Raw genomic sequence first — 21,127 nt, forward strand, 5'->3', positions numbered from 1 at the left:
AAATTTTCGTAACAGGTCAAAGTTGTGATTGCTAACATGTTACTTGCATGTTAATACACCAAGTCAGCATCAGGCGCAAGGAGGCGCCGTTGCTTCGGAGGAATTAGGAGGACTTATGAAACGTTCAGTTAAATTGCTGGCCGGTGTCGCCGCAGTAGCCCTTTCAGCCATGGTTTCCATGTCAGCACAGGCCGAAACCCTGCGTTTTGCCACAACCCTGCCAGAAGCAGATAACCCAGAAACCCACGCCATGAAGGCGTTTGAGCAATATGTCGAGTTCCACACCAATGGCGACATTGATGTGCAGCTGCTTCATGGTGGTGTCGGTGGCGACCGTGAAATTCTGGAAAGCGTTCGCAACGGCATCTTCCAGATGACCGCAACAACCGATGGGGCTCTTGCCTCTTTCTATCCGGGTGTGCAGGTCTTCTCGATGCCATATCTGTTCCGCTCGACCCGCCATGCTGTGGAATTCATGAATAACGCACCTGTCATGGATGACTTTGTGGCTGACGTGGAAAAAGAAGCCGGTCTTCGCATTGTTGGCTTTGCGGCTGATGGCTTCCGTAACTTTGTGAACAACAAGCACCCGATCAAGACCCCTGCAGATGTGGAAGGCCTCAAGCTGCGTTCCATGGAAAGCCCCGTCATGATCGCGCTGATGAAAAGCCTCGGCGCTGCGCCAACGCCAATTCCGTTCCCGGAAAGCGCCATGGCGATCCGCCAAGGTGTTGTTGACGGCGGCGAAAACCCCCCATCCACCGTTATCAATGGCGGCTGGGCCGAAGTTATCAAATATATGTCTCTGGATGAGCACATCTTCTCTGCCGTGTTTGCCTATGCCAATCCGGCTTTCCTTGATGGCTTGAGCGAGCAGAATCGCGCAGCGGTTCTGGATGGCGTGAATCTTTACACCACCATCATGCTGGCTGGTAAAGGGCAGGGCTACCTCTCCGACACCCAGAAGATCAGCGATATGGGCGTTGAGGTCTATGTGAACTCGCCTGACGAGAAAAAAGCATTCGGTGAAAAGGCCCAGAAGCCGGTACGCGAGTTCCTGTCTGAAGAACTCGGTGCTGACTATGTGGATGGTTTCCTGGCCGCTGTGTCGGATACTGAAGCCAAACTCTACGGCGAATAAGTCTTTTTCGCTGTAACCAATGCGCCTGCCGGCTCCGAGCCTCCCTTTCACATCCCTCTATGGGAGCCGGCAGGCCTTATCCGAATGGAATTTTCTTATGGCATCTTCTCTGACACAGAGTTATCTGCGTTGGACAGCCAAGCTGTCGAACGCTACGGAATATCTGGCGGTGGCGATATTTGCCGGGATTGTATTGGTCAACTTCATGGCTGTGGGGGCGCGCTATGTGCTCGCCGATCCCATTGGCTGGAGTGAAGAAGCCCTGCGCTATGCCATTGTCTGGGCTGTGTATCTGGTGGCTGGTGCCACCTTTCGTCATGGCGAACAGATGATGATCGACCTCATCGTCATCATTCCGTCCGACATGATCAAGCGCATCGCGGCCCTTCTTTCCCTTCTGACCACATTGGTACTGGCTGCAATTGTTGTCGCGCTCGGCATTCCATTTCTTATGGACACGGGGCAGGTTTCCCCCTCCATGCGCCTGCCTATGTGGATCCCCTACGCGTCAGTTGTCATCGGCTACCTGATGATCGCGATCCAAGCGATTGCCGGTTACATCGAGCAGCCTGTGCTTGGCAACAAGGAGCCTGCAAAATGAGCCCGGCAGCAATCTTTTCAACCTTCTTCTTTCTGGTATTGATCGGCTCTCCCATCGCCGTGGCGCTGGGTTTGACGGGTGCCTCTGCCGCCTGGTTTGCGCATCTTCCGATGGTCATCATCCCGACGCGCTTTTTCAGCTCTCTGGACAATTTCTCACTCCTCGCCGCGCCGTTCTATATTTTTGCCGGTGAAGTGATGAACCGGGGTGGCATTACCGAAACGCTGATTACCTTCGCGGCAAAGATCACCCGCTTTGTGTCCGGTGGTGCTGCCTATGCCAATATTCTGGCCTCTGTGCTATTTGCCGGCATCTCGGGCACAGCGATTGCCGATACGGCAGCTCTTGGCAAGATATTTATCAACGGCATGCCCAAGCAGGGCTATACCAAGGAATTCTCTGCCGCTGTTACCGTTGCCAGTTCCATGATCGGACCGATCATTCCCCCTTCGGTGATCATGATCGTCTATGCGTCGGTGGCTCAGGTTTCCATCATCAAGTTGTTTGTCGCTGGCATCGTTCCGGGGTTGATCCTCGGGGGCGCATGCGCCGCCATTGTGCTGATCACCGCTCTGACCAAAGGGTTGCCAAAGGGCGAGATCAAGGCGGTCGACAAATCGGATAAACAGCTGGTGTTCGAAACCGCGCTGGTCTTCTCCATTCCGCTGTTCATCGTTTTCGGTACGCTTTCGGGTGTCTTTACGGCAACCGAGGCAGGCGGCATTGCCTGTGTCTATGCGATGGTTCTGGGGCGGTTTGTTCTCAAGACCCTGTCGGGACGCAACATCCTCGCCTGCATGCGGGCCTCCATGCGGACAACAGCAAGCCTTTATCTGGTGATCGCAGGGGCATCGGTGCTGTCCTACATTCTCACCGTAACCGGCGCCATTTCTTCGGTTCGATCTTTGACTGCGATCTTCTCGGGCGATCCGACAATCTTTCTGTTCTTTGTGCTGGGCATTCTGATTGTTGCAGGCTTCTTCCTTGAGCCGGGCGTTCAGGTACTGCTGCTGGCGCCGATCTTCTTGCCGATCTCCCGCAGCCTGGGCATCGACGAAATGCAATTCGCCATGGTCTTCCTGCTTTCGGGCACCCTGAGCCTGATGACCCCTCCTGTCGGCATCTGCCTCTTCGTGGCCGCGCAAATAGGCGAGATAAGCATCGGGCGCATGTTCAAGGCGATCATGCCCTTCCTGATCGCCCAGATCATCGCAATCTCTCTTCTCATCATTTGGCCGGATCTTGTCACGTTCCTGCCCAACATGGTCAACTAGCAATGACAAAGCAAAAAATCCTCGTTCTGACGGAACAGTTCACCAATGAATGCCCTCTGTTCGATCCTCTGCGTGATGCGGGATATGACGTGGTCGTGAACGAAACCGGACGTCTCCCCGACGAACCGACCCTTAAGGAAATGCTCTCCAGCGGTGTGGTGGCCACCATTGCCGGAGGCGAACCCTATACCCCTGACGTGATCGCTTCAGCCAAGGATCTCAAGATGATTGCGCGTTGGGGCGTCGGATATGACAAGGTCAATGTCCCCGCAGCGACCGAGCATGGCATCCCCCTTGCCATGGCTTTTGGTCAGAACCACGAGAGCGTGGCCGAATATGCGCATGCAATGGCTCTGTCTCTTGCCTGCGGTATCGGGCGCCGCGATGCCATGGTGCATGGCGGTACATGGATGTTTGATGGTTTCCATCCCGGTCTTTGGGAGCGCACCGCTGGTCTCATTGGCCTTGGCCGCATTGGTGGAGCCATGGCACGACGCCTCAATGGGCAATCCATGCGGGTTCTGGTCTATGATCCATATGTGACCGAAGAACAGGCCGAAGCTGCTGGTGTCGAGAAATGTGATCTCGATACGCTTCTGGCCGAGAGTGATCTCATTTCGGTCCATGCTCCCTCAACCCCAGAGACGCGCCACACGCTGAATGCTGAAACCTTCGCCAAGATGAAGGATGGCGTCATTGTCATCAACACCTCGCGCGGGCCGCTGATTGACGAGGCCGCTCTGGTCGATGCGATCAAATCCGGCAAGGTCTATGGTGCTGGTCTGGACGTGTTCGAGACCGAGCCTCTGCCGGCCGATAGCCCGTTGCGCAGCTGTGACAATGTCATTCTCAGCCCGCATGTGTCCGGTATGGACAAGATGGCCGAGAAGCGAGTGACCCTGCGCTGCGTCTATAACATTCTGGCTTGGCTCAACGGCGATCCCAAAGAGCTTCTGCCCTATGTGGTCAATCCCGAAACGCTGAAAATCTGAACGGCAAATCCCGAAAGTCTAATAAGAGGAATATAACAATGACCAAAGAAATCTCGGGCATCATCCCCGTTGTATTGACGCCGTTCACCGACGACAACAAAATCGACTGGGCTGGCTATGAGCGCCTGATCGAGTGGTATCTGGAAAATGGCGCAACAGCGCTGTTTGCGGTCTGCCAGTCGTCCGAAATGCTGTTCCTGAGCGTTGAAGAACGCGCCGAGTTGGCTCGCTTCACGGTCAAAAAGGTGGCCGGGCGTGTGCCTGTCATGGCATCGGGTCATATCTCCGATTCTCTGGCAGATCAGAAAACCGAGCTAGGCGCCATGGTTGATACCGGTGTTGACGCCATTGTTCTGGTGACCAACCGCCTTGATCCGGACCAGAAAGGTGCAGATGCCTTCCGCACCAATCTTGATGCGCTTCTCGACTTCCTGCCGGACGATCTGCCTTTGGGCCTTTATGAATGTCCCGCTCCCTATCGCCGCCTGATGAGCGACGATGAAGTGACCTATTGCGCCAAATCGGGCCGCTTTGTCATCGTCAAGGATGTCTCTTGCGATCTGGAAACGGTCAAGCGCCGCGTGGAACTGGTCAAGGGTACGCCGATGAAAATCTGCAACGCCAACGCCGCCATCGCGACGCCAGCCATGCAGGCGGGCTCGGCAGGCTTCTGCGGCGTCTTTACCAACATCCATCCCGATCTCTATCGCTGGGTGATGGACCATGGCGCAGAGCATCCAGAGCTGTGCGAAGAACTCTCCGTCTTCCTCGTTCTCGCAGCCACGGTTGAGCCAATGGGCTATCCGAAAATGGCCAAGCTCTTTCATCAGCGTATGGGCACATTCTCCAGCATTCACAGTCGCGTGGTTCCCTTCGATATCGAAGAGAAATTCTGGGCTCTGGGGGCTATCATCGACCGCATCGAGCAGGGCACGGATCTGTATCGCAAGAAAATCGCGGCTCTGGGAGAATAGCATCCATGTCGATCACGGTATTCGGATCTGTCAATCTGGATCTGACGGTATCTGTTGAGCAGATGCCGGAACCGGGCGTAACCAGCCATGCCACCGGCTTCCTCAAGGGGCTCGGTGGCAAGGGCGCCAACCAGGCGGTTGCGGCCACCAGACTGGCCAGGGGGGCGGTGCGCTTTGTGGCCGCCATCGGTGCCGATGCTTTTGGCGATAGTCTGAAGGCCAGCCTGGACGGGCTTGGTGTTGATACCAGAGATCTGGTCACGATGCCGGAGCATGATTCCGGTATCGCCCTTATCCATGTCGATGTCTCTTCACAGAATACGATCACCGTCGTTGGCGGGGCCAATATGGCCTGGTCAGCTGAGGGACCTGATGCGTGCTGCTTTGATAAGTGCAAGGTCGCCTTGTTCCAATTGGAAACGCCACAGGACGCCACCATTGCTGCCATGCGCAAGGCACGCGCAGCCGGTGCCTCCGTCATTCTGGATCCCGCACCGATCACCACTTCCGGCATGGATGCCCTGTTGGCCGAGGCGGATATCATTACCCCAAATGAAACCGAAGCGGCCGGCCTTTCGGGCACCAAGCCAACCAATCTGGAAGAAGCGCGGGAGGTTGCCCGCAGTCTTTGCGCACGCGGTCCTCGAACCGTTATCGTCAAGCTCGGCGCCAAAGGGCTGGCCTATGCCAGTAGTGAAGGGCAGGGCGGCATAATGGAGCCTTTTAAGGTCAAGGCGATAGATACCGTGGCGGCGGGAGACAGCTTTAATGGTGCCTTGGCTGTGGCTCTGTCAGAGGGTATGCCGCTTGAGGCTGCTCTGCGCTTTGCCTCCGCAGCAGGGGCGCTGGCCACTACGAAAAAGGGCGCCAGCGAAGCGGTTCCCGATCGCGCCGCAGTGGATGGCTTGATTTCGAACGCTTGAAATGAACGCTACAAGAGAAAAGACAGCTAAAGGGCTGGGCTTGCAGATGCAGGCTCTGCCCTTTGCGCATTCAGGACTCGCCGCCGGTCCCTTCGGCTCGCTATCACGACAATGTGAATGGGCCGGTGCAAAATTTGGCTCATATGCGCGCAAATGAGGTTAATAGGGAACCATTACCGTCGTGGCGCGTTCCCTTCAAACTGGAAAAAAGCCGGGTTTTGTGGTAAAATGTTCCCTCATAATAACGGGTTGAATTTGGCTGATCCCGGTGCGCTGTACCACAAATCCGCTTTTCAAAGGTGGCCTGTGGGAAGCCTGATTGTCTCTAGACTATGAGACAGTTTCATTCGTTCATCGCCTCGGTGTCGGGCATGGCAAACCAACAAAGCAAGCGGGGACAAGGATATGAAATTACGTAGAACAATCGTGGCTTCGGCTATTGCACTGTGTATGGGAATTACCGGTTTGCCTCTGGGCAATGTCAACGCATCACTGGGCGTGGTTGGTGTTTCCGAAGCGCAAGCCCAACCGGCTCCGAGATGGCGGAAAAAACCAATTCGTCGCAGACCGCCAGTTCGACGTAGAAGCAACAGCAACAATGTGGGCGCTGGCGTCGCAGGGGCGATCATCGGACTGGCCGTCGGTGCCATTGCAGCAGATGCTGCACGCAAGAATTCCAATCGCTACCGTGCGCCGGAATGGTGCAACGTGCGTGCCTGCTCAAGCCGCTACAGAAGCTTCCGGGCCTATGACTGCACCTTCCAGCCTTATAACGGCCCACGCAGATATTGCCGCATGTAGGGCATTGGACGCATGAAGGGACGATGCGAACGCGCCTCTTGATGGTCATTGTTACGAGCCGATCATCCGGGATACCGGGTGGTCGGCTTTTGTGTGCAACTGCTAGCAATTTCTTGTGACCAAACCATGCTAGCGCAGCAATTTTCTGGCTTGGAGAGGATCAAAAGGTGTTTCTTGTGGTAAGACAAAATTCGGTTTATAGGGTTGGTCCCGTCAACTATTTGATACTTTAAGTAGTTGTACCTATTAGGAAATCTTTGAAACTATTTTCGATCCATGTGACGATACGCTATCAGCACATATCTGCCATGCAATTAAATTCATCATTGCGAATCCAGCGATTTAAAGGAACTATTAGAGCTGTTCTAATTTTGATTGCACTGCACAAAAATGATAATCTGTGTATCTGATCTGCGTTTGAGGAATAGGTCGTCATCTGGACGTGCATTCCACGCAAGTGATATACCAATGTCTAGTTCTAGAATGAAGTGATGTAGAGAGTTCATGACCGTCCCTCCCTCCGCACTCCAGCAACCGATCACAAAGCTCACGTCTCTGACTTTCGATGAGCTTATGATTGGTCAGTGTGCCAGCGTAACCCGAAGCCTGACACAAACAGATATGAATCTGTTTGCGACGGTCTCTGGCAACGTGGATCCTCTTCATTTTCCTGAAGGGGCGGATAATGCTGTCTTCTCGCAGCCGGTTGGTCATGGTATGTGGGCTGGCGCTATTTTTTCCGGCTTGCTCGGCTCGCATCTGCCCGGACCGGGCACCATCTATCGCAAGCAGAATTTGAAATTCCGCGCCCCCATTCCTCTGGGGGCCTGCGTTACGGCTTCGGTTTCCGTGGTCTCCAAAAGAACCACGCCCAAGGGCCACAAGCTGGTAAACTTTGATTGCCGGATGACGGATCAAGAGGGCACAGTGCTGGTGGAAGGCACAGCAGAAGTCATTCCGCCACGCACCCATTCCGATCAACCCGGGCACAGTTTGCCGGATTTTCAATTTATCACGCATGACCAGTTGACATCCCTGTCAGACCAGTGCGCGAATTATGACCCTCTGCCTACTGCAATTATCTACCCCTGCGATGCCCTGTCCCTGCAAAGTGCGTGTGACAGTGCAAAAATGGGGTTGATTGATCCGGTTCTGGTCGGGCCGCAGTCTGTCATTGAGGCGCTTTCCCGTGATCTGGAGCTTGATATATCAGCCTTCCGCCTTGTGGATGCGCGCCATGAAAAGGACGCTGCGCTCAAGGGTGTTGCTCTGGCAAAAGCCGGTGAAGTGGGCGCCGTGATGAAGGGCTCCCTGCATACGGATGAACTGATGGCAGCCGTCGTGCGTCGCGATAGTGGTCTGCGTACCTATCACCGCATTAGCCATGTGTTCGTCATGAACGTGCCGACCTATCACAAGCCCTTGCTGATCACCGACGGTGTCGTCAATATTTCTCCCAACGCCGATGACAAGGCGCATATCATTCAAAACGCAGTTGCGCTGGCCCATGTGCTCGGGGTGGAAACACCCAAGGTGGCCATTCTCTCTGCGTTGGAAACCGTAAATCCGAAAATCATTTCCACCGTTGATGCTGCGGTTCTGTGCAAGATGGCAGACCGAGGACAGATCAAGGGTGCCATTCTTGACGGTCCCTTGGCCTTCGACAATGCCATTTCGAAGGACGCAGCAATGACCAAGGGCATCAAATCAGAGGTTGCTGGTGATCCGGACATTCTTCTGGCTCCGGATCTTGCATCCGCAAATATGCTGGTCAAGCAGCTTTCATTTCTGGCCCATGCCAATGCCGCCGGTATTGTTTTGGGGGCTGCTGTTCCGGTTATCCTGACCAGTCGTGCTGACAGTTTGTCGGCGCGCCTTGCTTCATGTGCTCTGGCTGTTCTGTTGTCAAACAGATAGTCGGGCCTCCTAGTTTGAATAGAAAGAAAAGAACCAATGACAGATATTAAAAAAGGCGCTTTGCTGGTCCTGAATAGTGGATCATCAAGCGTAAAATTCACGGTATTTCAGGTTGGTGACGCTGACCAGAAAATTGCGCTTTATTTCGGTGGTCAGCTCGATGGCATCGGCTCTTCGGCTCACCTCAAGGTGAAAACTGCTGCAAAGGAACTTCTGGCAGACGACTCCTGGGAGCATCTGGATCAGGGCACGGTTCCTGCGATTCTGCCACATCTGTTGGAATGGATCGAAAGCAAGTTGCCTGCAGATCTGCCGCTGATCGGCGCAGGCCATCGCGTGGTTCACGGTGGTGAAACCTTCGACAAGCCAATGCTCATCACAGATGAAATCATCGAAAAGCTGACCAGCCTTGCTCCGCTTGCCCCTCTGCATCAGCCGCAGAATGTTGCTGCCATCAAGGCCTTGGCCGCCAGCCGTCCTGATCTGCCACAGGTTGCCTGCTACGACACCGCTTTCCACCGCACCATTCCGGCCATCAACGGCACCTTCGCCATTCCCAAGGAATATACCGACGCCGGTGTGACCCGCTATGGCTTCCATGGTCTGTCCTACGAATACATCGCCTACAATCTGCGCCAGAACAAACCGGACCTTGCCAAAGGCAAAGTCGTGGTAGCTCACCTTGGCAGCGGCGCGAGCCTTGCAGCCCTGCAGGATGGTGTCAGCATCGACACCTCCATGGGCTTCTCCGCGCTTGATGGCATCCCGATGGGTACCCGTCCGGGCAGCATGGATCCGGGCGTACTCATCTATTTGATGCGCGAGCACAACATGGATGTCGATGATCTGGAGAAGATGCTCTATTACAAATGCGGTATTCTGGGCATTTCCGATATCTCCAACGACATGCGTGACATTGAAGAAAATCAGGAACCGGGAGCCGTTCTGGCTCTGGACATCTTCTGCCAGCGCACAGCCAAGCAGATTGCTTCTCTGGCTGTCTCCCTTGGTGGCATCGACGCTCTGGTCTTCACCGCAGGCATCGGCGAAAACGGCCCGATCATCCGCGACAAAGTCTGTGCCGATCTGGCCTTCATGGGCATCAAGCTCGACGCTGAGAAAAATGACACGCGCGGTGTGGAACTGATTTCTACAGAAGAATCTGTTCCAGTCATGGTTATTCCGACCGACGAGGAATTCATGATCGCGCAGCATGCCGTGAACATCCTGTCTGCGTAAACCAGACAAACAGACATAAGATGCAAACCGGCTTCAGGAAACTGGAGCCGGTTTCTTTTTGGCCGATATGTGCCTTTGTGGCAGGCTCTTTTGTCGAGGATGCGGATAAAGAGTTGCAAGCCAGCTGGCCGATACGCTAAGCACAAAGCCTCAACATCAGGTGGTTGCGCCCAGCCGGGGCCAAGCGCTGAGCCGCCGCAGGAAGAAAGAAAAAGTCTTGAAACGCGTCTTCATTACGGGCACCGCCGGCTTCATCGGTTTTCATCTCGCCAAATTGCTCCTTGCCGAGGGGTTTGCTGTGCATGGCTATGATGCCATGACCGACTATTACGACGTGAGACTGAAAGAGCGTCGCCACGCCATGTTGCAGCAAAATGAGCATTTTCAGGCAACCATCGGCATGCTGGAAGATGCTGACCTGCTCAATCGGGTGATGGAGGATTTCCGGCCCGATGTGATCGTGCATCTGGCCGGTCAGGCTGGCGTGCGCTACAGCATGGAAAATCCACGCTCCTATCTGGAATCCAATATTGTCGGTAGCTTCAATATTCTTGAAGCCGCCAACCAGCTCAAGGTCGAGCATCTGCTGATGGCTTCCACCTCGTCGGTCTATGGCGCCAACGAGGTTCAGCCTTTCCGCGAAACAGACAAGGTGGATCTTCAGGTCTCCTTCTATGCGGCTACAAAGAAGTCCTGCGAGAGCATGGCCCATTCCTATGCCCATCTGTGGGGGCTGCCGGTGACCATGTTCCGTTTCTTCACGGTCTATGGTCCGTGGGGACGGCCAGACATGGCGCTGTTCAAATTCACCGATGCCATTCTCGATGGTCGCCCGATTGACATCTATAACAATGGCGAAATGTATCGCGACTTCACCTATATCGACGATCTAGTGCGCGCCATTCACCTACTGATTGAGGCGGTGCCTGAGCGCCCGGAAGACGGACAGGTGGACGAAGGGGACAGTCTGTCTCCTGTTGCCCCTTATCGCGTGGTCAATATCGGCAACTCCAATAAAGTACGCCTGCTTGATTTTGTCGATGCCATCGAAGCGGAATTGGGCATCAAGGCCGAGCGTAACTATCTACCCATGCAGAAGGGCGATGTCTATGAGACTTACGCCAACTGCGATCTGCTTAAATCATTGACCGATTATGCGCCAAAAACCGATATTCGCGCTGGCGTTGGCAAATTCATACACTGGTTCCGCGATTATTACGACAAGTGATGGCCCGTGAGAGCATAGCGCGGCTGTGTAATTGGCAAAGCTTGGCATCGGCTCTTGAGCAAAATCGGGAGTATGAAGCCATTTCTGCTGCCTTTTTGCAGCCTGCGTCATGATGACTGCTGCAAAAAGATAACTTGTTCCCGCCCTTTACGGTTCCTATTTTTTGCTTGAAATTCAAAAAAATGTCATCTTTAGCGGTGACATTTTGCCTTCAAGATCAAAGAGACCAAAGGGGTTTACACTATGGCAGCCAAGAGTTTTCTCAGTGACATGCTTCAACGCATTGCAAACGCAGGCCCCTTCCTGTCGTCCAAGGCGGCTATGACGCCGGATCATCTGATCCCGCTTTGCAAGGAACTGGTCGGCGACAAGGGCGAAGCCTCGGGGCTGAAAAATGCTCTCAAGATTCTGGAGATCTATGAAGCAGCCTCTGAAGAAGAGCGCCACAGTTTCTTCGTCAAGGTCGCAGAAGAATTCGGCGTTGATCACGATGCGCTGGCAAAGGCCGTCTCTCAATGGGAACCGGGAGATCACGCAGCCGCTCGCGAACTCTATTTCGCTGCCGAGCCCAAAAGTCAGGAACTTATCCGCCGCCTCAATCGCGTGCCCGGCTCAACGGCACGTCTTGTGAATATGCGCGCTGATTTGTTGAGTTATGTAAAGGCCGAGCCAGAACTCAAGAGCCTGGATCATGATTTTCAGCATCTGTTTTCCGCATGGTTCAACCGTGGTTTCCTCGAAATCGAGCGGATCGACTGGTCCACGTCAGCTGAAATTCTGGAAAAGATCATCGCCTATGAAGCGGTACACCGTATTCATGGCTGGGATGACCTGCGCCAGCGTGTGGCCGATCCGGACCGCCGTCTGTTTGCCTTCTTTCATCCGGCGATGCCAACAGATCCGCTGATCTTTGTGGAAGTGGCTCTGACGCGTGAAATTCCCAAATCCATCGCCTCCATTTTGGAGCAGGAAAGGGAGCATATTGAACCGGGTGCAGCCAATGCCGCGATTTTCTATTCTATCTCCAACTGTCAGGTTGGCTTGCGCGGCATTTCTTTTGGCAACTTCCTGATCAAGCAGGTTGTCGCCGAGCTGCAGAAGGAATTCCCGGCTCTGCACACCTTTGTCACCCTGTCTCCGGTGCCCGGCTTCCGCCGCTGGGTCAAGAGTGCCATTGAAAATGAGGATCCGCTTCTCAAGCCTGAGGAACGCGCGGTTCTGGAACAGCTTGGCGATGATGAGCTGCCAGCGGATGATTTCGTCCAGCGTCTGGCTGCACGGTATCTGGTCAATGCCCGCAGCAAGAAGGGCACGGCCTATGATCCTGTTGCCAACTTCCATCTGGGCAATGGTGCGCTGCTGCATAAGGTTCATGCCAATGCCGACCATTCCGAGCGCGGCAGAAGCATCAGCTGGGGCGTGATGGTCAACTATCTCTATGACGAGAATAAAATTGAAGAGCACCATCAGGCCTATGCAACGGACGGAACGGTTGCTGCGTCCTCCGAAGTCAAGTCTCTGGCCAATGCCAAAGTCAAGTTGGCCCCGGTCGCTGCAGCCAAGGCTGCCACGCCTCCTAAAGCAGAAACCGCTTGAGTCTGCTGAGGCTTATTCATCAAATAAGACACCCGGCAAGCTTTCGCGTGCCGGGTTTTTATTTTTTCTGAATGCAACCAGAACAATACTGATATTGTATCATTATTTTCTTGCATCAGAAAGTCGATTGAAGACTTTAGGTGAATGCTCTTATTCTATTGCAGTAATATATTGTAAATTAGCATACATATTTCTTTTTCTTCTTAACCAACTGTCCACTATATCTGCCTACCCTATCAAAAAAAGGCCCTGCACTTATGGATCTAAGGCGCTCGCCTTTTCGTCCCAACAGGCTCAGGGCTTTGATTGCATCGCATGATAAGAGCTGATGCCATTCTGTTGAGGTTGAGTGTTGCTGGTGCAACAGAAGGGGAGACATGATGCGTTTTACCATTGCTAAACGGCTGTATTTGCTAGTGGGCCTGTTTTTTGTCGGCCTTTCTGTGCTGACTATCACGATGGACTTCAGCTTCCGAGGCGAGCTTTCAGAACAGAAAGCGGCAGAACTAGAGAGCCTTGTTGATGCCGCGGTCAATGTGGCCGAGTCGAAATATGAGTCCTTCAAGGCAGGAGACCTCAGCGAAGCAGAAGCTCAGGCTGCAGCTGCCAAGGCAATTGAGGCGATGCGTTACCGTGGCAAGGAGTATTTCTGGATCAATGACATGAAGAACGTCATTGTGATGCATGCGGCCAAGCCGGAACTGGTCGGTAAGGATCTCTCAAGCCTCAAGGATGCCAATGACGTCGCCATCTTCCCCACATTCGTGAAAACCGTACAAGCTGAGGGCGCTGGTTTTGTAGGCTATATGTGGCCCAAGGCTGGCTCTGATACGGCTGTCGACAAGCTTTCCTACGTGAAGGGCTTTGCACCTTGGGGCTGGGTCATCGGCACTGGCGTCTATATGGATGACCTGCAGGCGATCCTCTGGACCAATACAAAGATCATGTTCGGCCTTGGGGGGCTCGTGCTGTTGATCTGCTTTCTGGCCGCGTGGTTTACTCTTCGCTCCATCATAACGCCAATGGGGTCGTTGAAAAGGGCCATGTTGTCGCTGGCTTCAAACCAAACGGTTACCGAGATTCCGGCAGAAGGGCGAAGCGATGAGTTGGGCGAAATGGCCGAAGCGGTCAAGACATTCCGCGATATGGGGGCCGAACGCAGACAGCTGGCCATGCAGCAGGAGAAGGATCAGGCGGCACAGGCCGAGCGTCAGGCCCGCATTGACCAGTTGATTGCGTCCTTCCGTCAGGAAGCCAGCCAGGAGCTGCATGTGGTGTCCGAGCAGATGCAACGCCTTCAGGCGACGGCCAACAATCTGGCAGATCTGTCGCAATCCTCAGCCACCCGCTCCCATCAGGCACAGGATGCAGCAACTCTTGCTTCTTCGAATGTGCAGACCGTGGCTGCGGCCAGTGAGGAATTTTCTGCTTCCATCGGTGAAATCGCCCGACAGGTTGATCAGGCGACCAGCGCTGTCAACACGGCGATGATCACGACTGGAGCTGCCAATGATCGCGTTGGCAGTCTGGCAGAGGCCGCCCAGCAGATTGGAGATGTTGTCAGCCTCATTCGCGATATTGCCGAACAAACCAACCTGCTGGCGCTGAATGCCACCATCGAGGCGGCCCGTGCTGGGGAAATGGGTAAGGGCTTTGCCGTCGTGGCAGCCGAAGTGAAAGAACTGGCCAATCAGACCAGCAAGGCAACCGAGCAGATCTCTGCCCAGATCAACGCCATTCAGGGCGAAACGCAGGAAGCGGTGCAGTCCATCGAGGAAATCGGCACGACGATCGAGCAGGTCAACAGCTTCACCGCGTCGATCTCCGAAGCCGTCCAGCAGCAGAATCTGGCGACCAACGAAATCGCCAACTCTATTCAGGAAGCTGCCAGAGGCACAACGGCTCTCAGTCAGGATATCAGCGTTGTGTCAGGCGCGGTGGGCCAGACAAACAGTGCGGTGGATGAAGTCAATACCGTGTCCAGAGATGTGAATGCCTGTGCAGACGGGCTGGCCAACACGGTGGACCAGTTCCTGCTCAAGGTATCAAAAGCATAGAGGCTTGGGGCGGCTGCGTTGGCTTTGGTTCGCGCTGTACTGGTACTATGTGCATAGAAAAGCAAAGGGCGGGGTTTCCGCCCTTTTTCTTGCGTGTCTCCCTGCCAGTCGCTATAGAAGAGCCCCAGATACGGTGTTTGATCCGGTACTCCAGACAGATAACGCTCAAGGATGATTATGGCACAGCGGCGCGGCGGACAGTCTTCCAGACAGGGAAACCCCAAAGGCGGGGCAAAAGCAGGCTCAGGCGGCAAACGCGGCGCTACGGGTGCTCCGCGCGGCAAGGACGAGCGCGGCGGACGCAGCAACTTTTCAGGCCGCAAACCCGAGTTCAAACCGGGCCGTATTGTCAAACATGGCGACCAGGACAAATCCCAGTCGAAAACTGCTTCCAAGTCTCAGAGCCAAACACAGGCGAAAACGCAGCATGAAGCGCGTGAACCCTTTGTGCTGCCGCCACGCCCTCAGGGCCCTCAGCCACGCCGGGCACCCTTCGCGCTGATGGTGACCAAGCCTTGGCAAGACTATGCACTGCTGGATATGGGCCACGGTCGCAAGTTGGAACGCTATGGCCCTTACACCATCGTGCGCCCCGAGCCGCAGGCCATGGGCAGTCCACGCCTGAGGGCGGATATTTGGGAAGCTGCCGATGCATTTTTCACCGGCGATCTGGAAGAAGAAGGTCCGGGCCGCTGGCGCTATCCTTCTCCGCTGGGAGAAACCTGGGAAACCAGCTGGGACGATATCCGCTTTTACGGACGCTTCACGGCCTTTCGCCATGTGGGCTTCTTCCCTGAGCAGGCCGCTCATTGGGCCTGGATGGACAAGCAGATTCGCTCCGCCTATCTGGGACGTGCACCGCGAGTGCTCAACCTGTTTGGCTATTCCGGCGTTGCCTCGCTGGTTGCGGCCCGTGCTGGCGCCGAAGTGACCCATGTGGATGCCTCAAAGAAGGCCGTGGGCTACGGCAAGGAAAACCAGATGCTTGCCGGTCTTGATGACAAGCCCATCCGCTGGATTGTCGATGACGCCATGAAATTCGTTCAGCGCGAGATCCGTCGCGGCAATGTCTATGACGGCATTCTGCTCGATCCGCCCAAATTCGGGCGCGGGCCCAAGGGCGAGGTCTGGCAATTGTTTGAAATGCTGCCCGAGATGCTGGATGCCTGCCGTCAGATCCTTTCGAAAGAAGCGCTCTTCTATACGCTCACTTGCTACGCCATGCGCGCTTCCTACGCGGCCTTTGACGAGTTGATGATCGAAGTGATGACCGGGCAGGGTGGGATCGTTGAATCCGGCGAGTTGATGATTGCCGAGGAGGGCGGAGCCCGCACGCTCAACACCTCACTTTATACCCGCTGGCGACCACTCACCAAAGAAGAGGAGGCGGACCAATGACAGAATTGGAAAGCCGCGCGACCAAAAAAGGTCTGATCAAGGAAATCACAGCCGTTTCCAACCAGCATATCAAGGATATTCGCGCCCTTGAGCGGCGCAAGGTGCGCAATCAGACCGGCCAGTTCATGGCCGAAGGGTTGCAGCTGGTGGCCTTCGCGCTGGAAGCGGGCTGGGATGCGGACATTCTGGTCTATGCCAAGAATATCAAGAGCCATGAGCTGGTCCAGCAGGTTGCCGCCAAGGTCTATGCCAGGGGCGGGCTCATTTTGGAAGTCTCCGAGCAGGTGCTCTCCAAGCTCACCCATCGTGATAACCCCCAGCATGTAATCGGCGTCTTTCGCCAACGTTATGGCAAACTCACCGATCTGGCTTCTGACCTTGAAGCTGCCGGAGGCGATATGGTCGTGGCCATGGAAGGGGTGAAAGATCCGGGCAATCTGGGCACCTCCATCCGTACTTCCGATGCTGTGGGCGCCAGCGCCTTGCTTCTGATTGGAGAGACCACGGACCCCTTTAGTCTTGAAGCCGTGCGGGCCACCATGGGCTCCATTTTCCATGTGCCGCTCTATCGTGCGACACGAGAGGAATTTCTCAGTTGGCGCAAGAGCTGGCCCGGCGACATTGTCGGCACCCATCTGAAAGGTGCGGTAGACTATCGGTCCGTCAAGCCGAAGGATCCCCTGATGGTGATGATGGGCAACGAACAATCGGGCCTGCCTGATGAGTTTGCAGAAAGCTGCGATCATCTGGTCAAGATCCCCATGGATGGAAGGGCCGAGAGCCTCAATCTGGCCGTTTCCACCGGCATCACGCTCTTCCGTTTGCGCGAAGGCAAGCTGGGGCTTTAATTACGTCACAAGGGTTCCTATATGGGCTGGACTGTTGCTCACAAAGGAATCCTCATGACCAAAGCTGTTCATATCGATATTGTCTCGGATGTTGTCTGCCCGTGGTGCGCCATCGGTTACCATCAGTTGCGCACCGCGCTTGATGAACTGGGAATGGACGCCGAAATCCACTGGCAGCCCTTTCAGCTCAATCCGGATATGGGCCCCGAGGGGCAGAATCTGGGCGAACATCTGGGCGAGAAATACGGCATCACACCTGCGCAGAGCCGTCAGAACCGTGATCATATCACCGCAGTCGGTGCCGAGCTTGGTTTTACCTTCCGCTTCACAGATGAGATGCGCATGGTCAACACCCACGATGCGCACCAGCTCATTCACTGGGCGGCCCTTGAGGGGCGCGACACCGAGGTCAAGCAAGCCTTCCAGAAAGCCTATTTCACTGATGGGCTTGATGTGAGCGATCGGGACGTGCTGGTCAAACTGGTCTCCGATCTTGGCTTTGATGCCGATGAGGCACGCGCGATCCTTGAAGATCAGCGCTATGATGGTGCGGTGCTTGAGCAAATGGATTTCTGGCGCCAGCAGGGTATCAACAGCGTGCCCGCTATCATCTTCGAACGTAAATATCTGGTACCCGGTGCGGCAGGTGTAGAGCAGTTCCGTCAGGTGCTCTCCGAAGTCGCCCAGCAACAGGCCTAGAGCAGAACAGCGTGGTGCAGACAATAAAAAGCCCTGCTCAGAGGCAGGGCTTTTTTGATTGATTGCCAATCCGGATGGGGCATTGGCTCAGGCGGCGCGGACCGTTTCCAGAAACTGGCTCATCTGCTCCTGAAGGGTGCGGGCCTGATTGGTCAGGTTCTGCGAGGCCGCCAATACCTGCGTTGCACCACTGCCCGTGCTTGTAGCCGTCTGGGCAACTTCCTGAATGCTGTTGGACACATGGGTTGTACCTGATGAGGCATTGACCACAGCCTGCGCAATTTCGCCCGTTGCATGGCCCTGCTCTTCCACTGCAGACGCGATGGCTCCTGAGGAGCTGCTGATCTCCCCGATAATTTCAGAGATGCTGCCGATGGCATCCACCGCCTGATCCGTGGTGAGCTGGATATGGTTGATTTGCTGGCTGATCTCCTCGGTGGCCTTGGAGGTTTGGTTGGCCAGCTCCTTCACCTCGGCAGCAACGACAGAGAAGCCCTTGCCTGCTTCGCCTGCACGCGCAGCCTCGATGGTGGCGTTGAGCGCCAGGAGGTTGGTCTGTTCGGCAATGCCGGAAATCAGATTGACAATATCACCAATATGGATGGCTGCCTGTTGCAGTTCGCCGACAATGACGCGGGTGTCCTCCGCTTTGCCGGAGCCTTCATTGCTCTGGGATGCGGAATTGTCCACGAGGCGTTTGATGTCGCGGATAGAGGCTTCCAGCTCTTCGGCGGCACTGGCCACATAGGAAACATTGGCCCCGGCCTCTTCTGCCGATGAGGCAACAGACCCTGCCTGCTGGGACGTCTGGTCCGCAGAGCGTTCCAGTTCAGAGGCTGTCTGGTGCAACTGGCTGGCCGAGCTCGACACTTCGCTGACAATGCCGCCCACGGAATGCTCGAACTGGTCGGCAAGCTGCGCCATCATGGCCTTGCGCTCATTCAGTGCATTGTCTTCACGCTCGCGGGCGTCTGCTTCTAGCGTCCGACGCCTGAGCAGGGCCGCGCGCAACAACTCCGAAGAGCGCGCCATTTGCCCGATTGCGTCATTGCGGCTGGTATAGGGGATGCTGATTTCGAGCTTGTCTTTGGCCAGTTCTGCCAGAACCGTCTCGCTGTCACCGATCAGCCTTTGCAGGGCGCGCAGGCCAAAGAAGCTGACGCCAATGGCCGCGAGTAGAATAACAAAAGTCCCGATCATGTAGATCAGCAGATTGCTGTGGGCATTGGAAAGCTTGTTGGCTGCTAGCGCGCTGCTGGCTTCGAATGCATCGTGGGTCAATTGCAGGGTTATCTTGTCATGCGCTTGCGCTGCTTCAGTCCAGAGCCCCTTGATGCCCTCGGGCAACTGTTCGTGATGGGCGATGATCTGATTGAAAAAGCGCGAGATGTTTTCGCCATCAGGCCCGTTTCGGTAGGCCTTGTAGGCAGCGACGGATGCCGCAGGACCATTATCCTCGAAAATCGGCGCAAAATAGCCTTCCTGCAACTGGCCGCGCAAGATAATCGAGATCTGGGGGACGTTGGCCGCATTGGCTGCGAAAACCGGCGGAACAACACTGCTGATCATATTGTGGCTGTCTCGGATCTGCTGGCTTGCAAAATAGGCGAGCAGGGTGTTCGACAGGTCAGCATCGGGAATAAGAGAGGCACCGCGCCGCATCAGCTTGTTGGCCAGAGCTGAAATGGGTTGGAGATATTTGACACCCAGAACGGGCGAATCGTTGCCCTTGTCTATCTCTGCACGGAAGGCGGTCACGTTGGAGCGTATGGCGTTCAGCTCACGCTGGATTTCAATGAGGCCCGGATCGGACGAGCCGACCGCATCAAACTGCCCCAGAACTTTGTCATACAAGCTGTCGGTCTCCTGACGCTTCTGGCTGCGCTCGCTCGGAGAAGCGAAGACTTCTCTGGGCAGCCCCTCTGACAGCTGGCCACCCGCATTACCCAAGGCAACCAGATCGGTGGCATATTTCATTTGATGGTAAGTCTCGTAGGATTGATAGGAGAGAAACCCTCCAAGACCGAGGATAGCCAGAACCGGGATAGACACGATCGCGGCAAGCAACCGGTTGAGTAAAAGATGCCTCATCAAACGTTCCTCAAAGTAAATCGAGCGCCTCCTTCATAGAGGACACTTATGGATTTCAAGACCTTTGGATTACACGCTGTGAGCAATCTGTTAATTTGTTATAAATGGCCCAAAACCCTCAAAACCGCAGATTTTGGGCATAAATCGAGAGAGAATGAGGCCTTTTGGGGTGCACTTTTCGATAGGTATTTATGACAGGGTGGAAAGAATGCTCTGACCTAAATGTATGAAAAGCCGAGGAAAATCGGAAGGTAATTTTCCAGATTAAACTTGGGTGAAGGTGCGTGGAATATTTACCCATCTGGAAAAGCTAAGTAGATTTCCCTTTAAAAGTATCGCATGGTGATACGAAAATCGGCTCCTTTGTGTAAAAGCCAGCCAAAATACCCTTCAATTCTGTAGCTGAAGTAAGTCTTTACAAGGTGAAGAGGGGGAGGGAAGGTAAAACGGCATTTTATGAAGTGCTGTTTGTAGACCTCTTTGTGTTTGCTCACTATGCCAAAAGACCATGGCTTGCTCCACCATGCATGAGTTGGTGCTGTTAGCCGACCATATAAAGTCCGATAAATCCCGCAACCCCCACGACAATACGCCAGATGGCAAAGGGCATGAAGCCATGGCGGGAGACGAAGTCGAGCAACTGCCGCACGACAAAGACTGCAGCGATGAAAGCGGCAATAAAGCCTACCGTAATCACGCCAGCCTGATCCAGACTGATAATGTCCCGGTTCTTGTAGAGATCATAGGCAAAGGCGCCTGCCATGGTCGGCATGGCCAGAAAGAAGGAAAATTCCGCAGCCGAGCGTTTGTCTGTCCCCATCAATAAGGCTCCGGCAATCGTCGAGCCCGATCTGGACATGCCCGGTACCAGCGCCAGACATTGGAACAGGCCGATCTTGAAGCAGAGCGAGAGGGGATAATCCATAATGTCGGTATAACGTGGCTTGAGATCGAGCCGATCAATCCAGGCCAGTGCAACGCCGCCAACAATCAATGTGGTGCATATGAGTCTTGGGCTTTCAAACAGCACCTGCTTGATGAAGCCATGCAAGCTTGCCCCCAGCACGGCTGCGGGTAGAAAGGCCAGCAGAATACCAGCCACAAACAGACGCGCCTTTTGGCTGGTGGGCAGATCAACCGCAATCTTGATGAGCCGGTGCGAATAGACCGTGAGAATCGCCAGAATGGCGCCGAGTTGGATCAGAACCTCAAATGTCTTGCCGTCATTTTGAAATCCCAGAAAGTGTCCGGCGAGCAAGATATGGCCGGTGGATGAAACAGGGAGAAATTCGGTAAAGCCCTCAATAAGGCCGAGGATGACAGCTTCGAAATATGTGGCAAGATCCAT

The 21,127-nt window shown here is 54.8% G+C and carries 17 protein-coding genes; 15 read left to right on the forward strand and 2 right to left on the reverse strand.

Features of this window, described 5'->3' with window-relative positions; all coding sequences use genetic code 11:
* The first annotated feature begins 115 nt into the window (after positions 1-115).
* The 15 genes from BM258_RS03830 (at position 116) to BM258_RS03900 (ending at position 17,688) form a co-directional block, all read left to right on the forward strand.
* On the forward strand, positions 116-1,141 hold the full coding sequence (locus BM258_RS03830; RefSeq protein ID WP_090069118.1) for a TRAP transporter substrate-binding protein: 1,026 nt from the start codon (positions 116-118) through the stop codon (positions 1,139-1,141).
* Positions 1,142-1,238: 97 nt separating this feature from the next.
* Positions 1,239-1,742, forward strand: a complete 504-nt coding sequence (locus BM258_RS03835) for a TRAP transporter small permease (RefSeq protein WP_175527907.1) — start codon at positions 1,239-1,241, stop codon at positions 1,740-1,742.
* Positions 1,739-3,016 (forward strand): TRAP transporter large permease, encoded by a 1,278-nt coding sequence (locus BM258_RS03840; RefSeq protein ID WP_090069123.1) that lies wholly within the window; start codon positions 1,739-1,741, stop codon positions 3,014-3,016. Before BM258_RS03835 ends, BM258_RS03840 begins: the two co-directional genes overlap by 4 nt.
* Positions 3,017-3,018: 2 nt before the next feature.
* Positions 3,019-4,008 (forward strand): phosphoglycerate dehydrogenase, encoded by a 990-nt coding sequence (locus tag BM258_RS03845; RefSeq protein ID WP_090069126.1) that lies wholly within the window; start codon positions 3,019-3,021, stop codon positions 4,006-4,008.
* A gap of 38 nt (positions 4,009-4,046) precedes the next feature.
* The gene (locus BM258_RS03850; protein WP_090069129.1) at positions 4,047-4,982 is read left to right on the forward strand and encodes a dihydrodipicolinate synthase family protein; all 936 of its coding nucleotides are present in this window, start codon (positions 4,047-4,049) and stop codon (positions 4,980-4,982) included.
* Between the two features lie 5 nt (positions 4,983-4,987).
* Positions 4,988-5,905, forward strand: a complete 918-nt coding sequence (locus BM258_RS03855; RefSeq protein ID WP_090069132.1) for a ribokinase — start codon at positions 4,988-4,990, stop codon at positions 5,903-5,905.
* Between the two features lie 405 nt (positions 5,906-6,310).
* Positions 6,311-6,706 (forward strand): BA14K family protein, encoded by a 396-nt coding sequence (locus BM258_RS24725; RefSeq protein WP_090069134.1) that lies wholly within the window; start codon positions 6,311-6,313, stop codon positions 6,704-6,706.
* A 504-nt stretch (positions 6,707-7,210) separates the two neighbouring features.
* Complete coding sequence (locus BM258_RS03865; protein ID WP_090069137.1) at positions 7,211-8,623, forward strand: bifunctional enoyl-CoA hydratase/phosphate acetyltransferase; 1,413 nt, start codon at positions 7,211-7,213, stop codon at positions 8,621-8,623.
* A gap of 36 nt (positions 8,624-8,659) precedes the next feature.
* A complete protein-coding gene (locus BM258_RS03870) occupies positions 8,660-9,862 on the forward strand; it encodes an acetate/propionate family kinase (protein ID WP_090069139.1) in 1,203 nt (400 codons plus the stop codon).
* A gap of 217 nt (positions 9,863-10,079) precedes the next feature.
* Complete coding sequence (locus tag BM258_RS03875) at positions 10,080-11,090, forward strand: NAD-dependent epimerase/dehydratase family protein (protein ID WP_090070309.1); 1,011 nt, start codon at positions 10,080-10,082, stop codon at positions 11,088-11,090.
* A 243-nt stretch (positions 11,091-11,333) separates the two neighbouring features.
* The gene (locus tag BM258_RS03880; protein ID WP_090069142.1) at positions 11,334-12,686 is read left to right on the forward strand and encodes a malonyl-CoA decarboxylase; all 1,353 of its coding nucleotides are present in this window, start codon (positions 11,334-11,336) and stop codon (positions 12,684-12,686) included.
* Positions 12,687-13,063: 377 nt separating this feature from the next.
* On the forward strand, positions 13,064-14,743 hold the full coding sequence (locus tag BM258_RS03885; RefSeq protein ID WP_090069145.1) for a methyl-accepting chemotaxis protein: 1,680 nt from the start codon (positions 13,064-13,066) through the stop codon (positions 14,741-14,743).
* A 171-nt stretch (positions 14,744-14,914) separates the two neighbouring features.
* Positions 14,915-16,141, forward strand: coding sequence for a class I SAM-dependent methyltransferase (locus BM258_RS03890; RefSeq protein WP_407062697.1), 1,227 nt, complete (start codon positions 14,915-14,917; stop codon positions 16,139-16,141).
* Entirely contained in the window at positions 16,138-16,989 is an 852-nt protein-coding gene (locus tag BM258_RS03895; RefSeq protein ID WP_090069149.1) for a TrmH family RNA methyltransferase, read from the forward strand. Before BM258_RS03890 ends, BM258_RS03895 begins: the two co-directional genes overlap by 4 nt.
* 54 nt (positions 16,990-17,043) lie before the next feature.
* Positions 17,044-17,688 carry a DsbA family oxidoreductase gene (locus tag BM258_RS03900; RefSeq protein ID WP_090070311.1) on the forward strand — a complete coding sequence of 215 codons (645 nt, stop codon included), beginning with the start codon at positions 17,044-17,046 and terminating at the stop codon, positions 17,686-17,688.
* An 87-nt stretch (positions 17,689-17,775) separates the two neighbouring features.
* Here BM258_RS03900 and BM258_RS03905 read toward each other — a convergent pair whose 3' ends face one another.
* On the reverse strand, positions 17,776-19,779 hold the full coding sequence (locus tag BM258_RS03905; RefSeq protein WP_090069152.1) for a methyl-accepting chemotaxis protein: 2,004 nt from the start codon (positions 19,777-19,779) through the stop codon (positions 17,776-17,778).
* A gap of 541 nt (positions 19,780-20,320) precedes the next feature.
* Entirely contained in the window at positions 20,321-21,127 is an 807-nt protein-coding gene (locus tag BM258_RS03910; protein WP_090070314.1) for an undecaprenyl-diphosphate phosphatase, read from the reverse strand.

Origin of the sequence: Cohaesibacter marisflavi, assembly GCF_900115225.1 — a bacterium.
In the GTDB taxonomy this organism is placed as follows: Bacteria; Pseudomonadota; Alphaproteobacteria; order Rhizobiales; family Cohaesibacteraceae; genus Cohaesibacter; species Cohaesibacter marisflavi.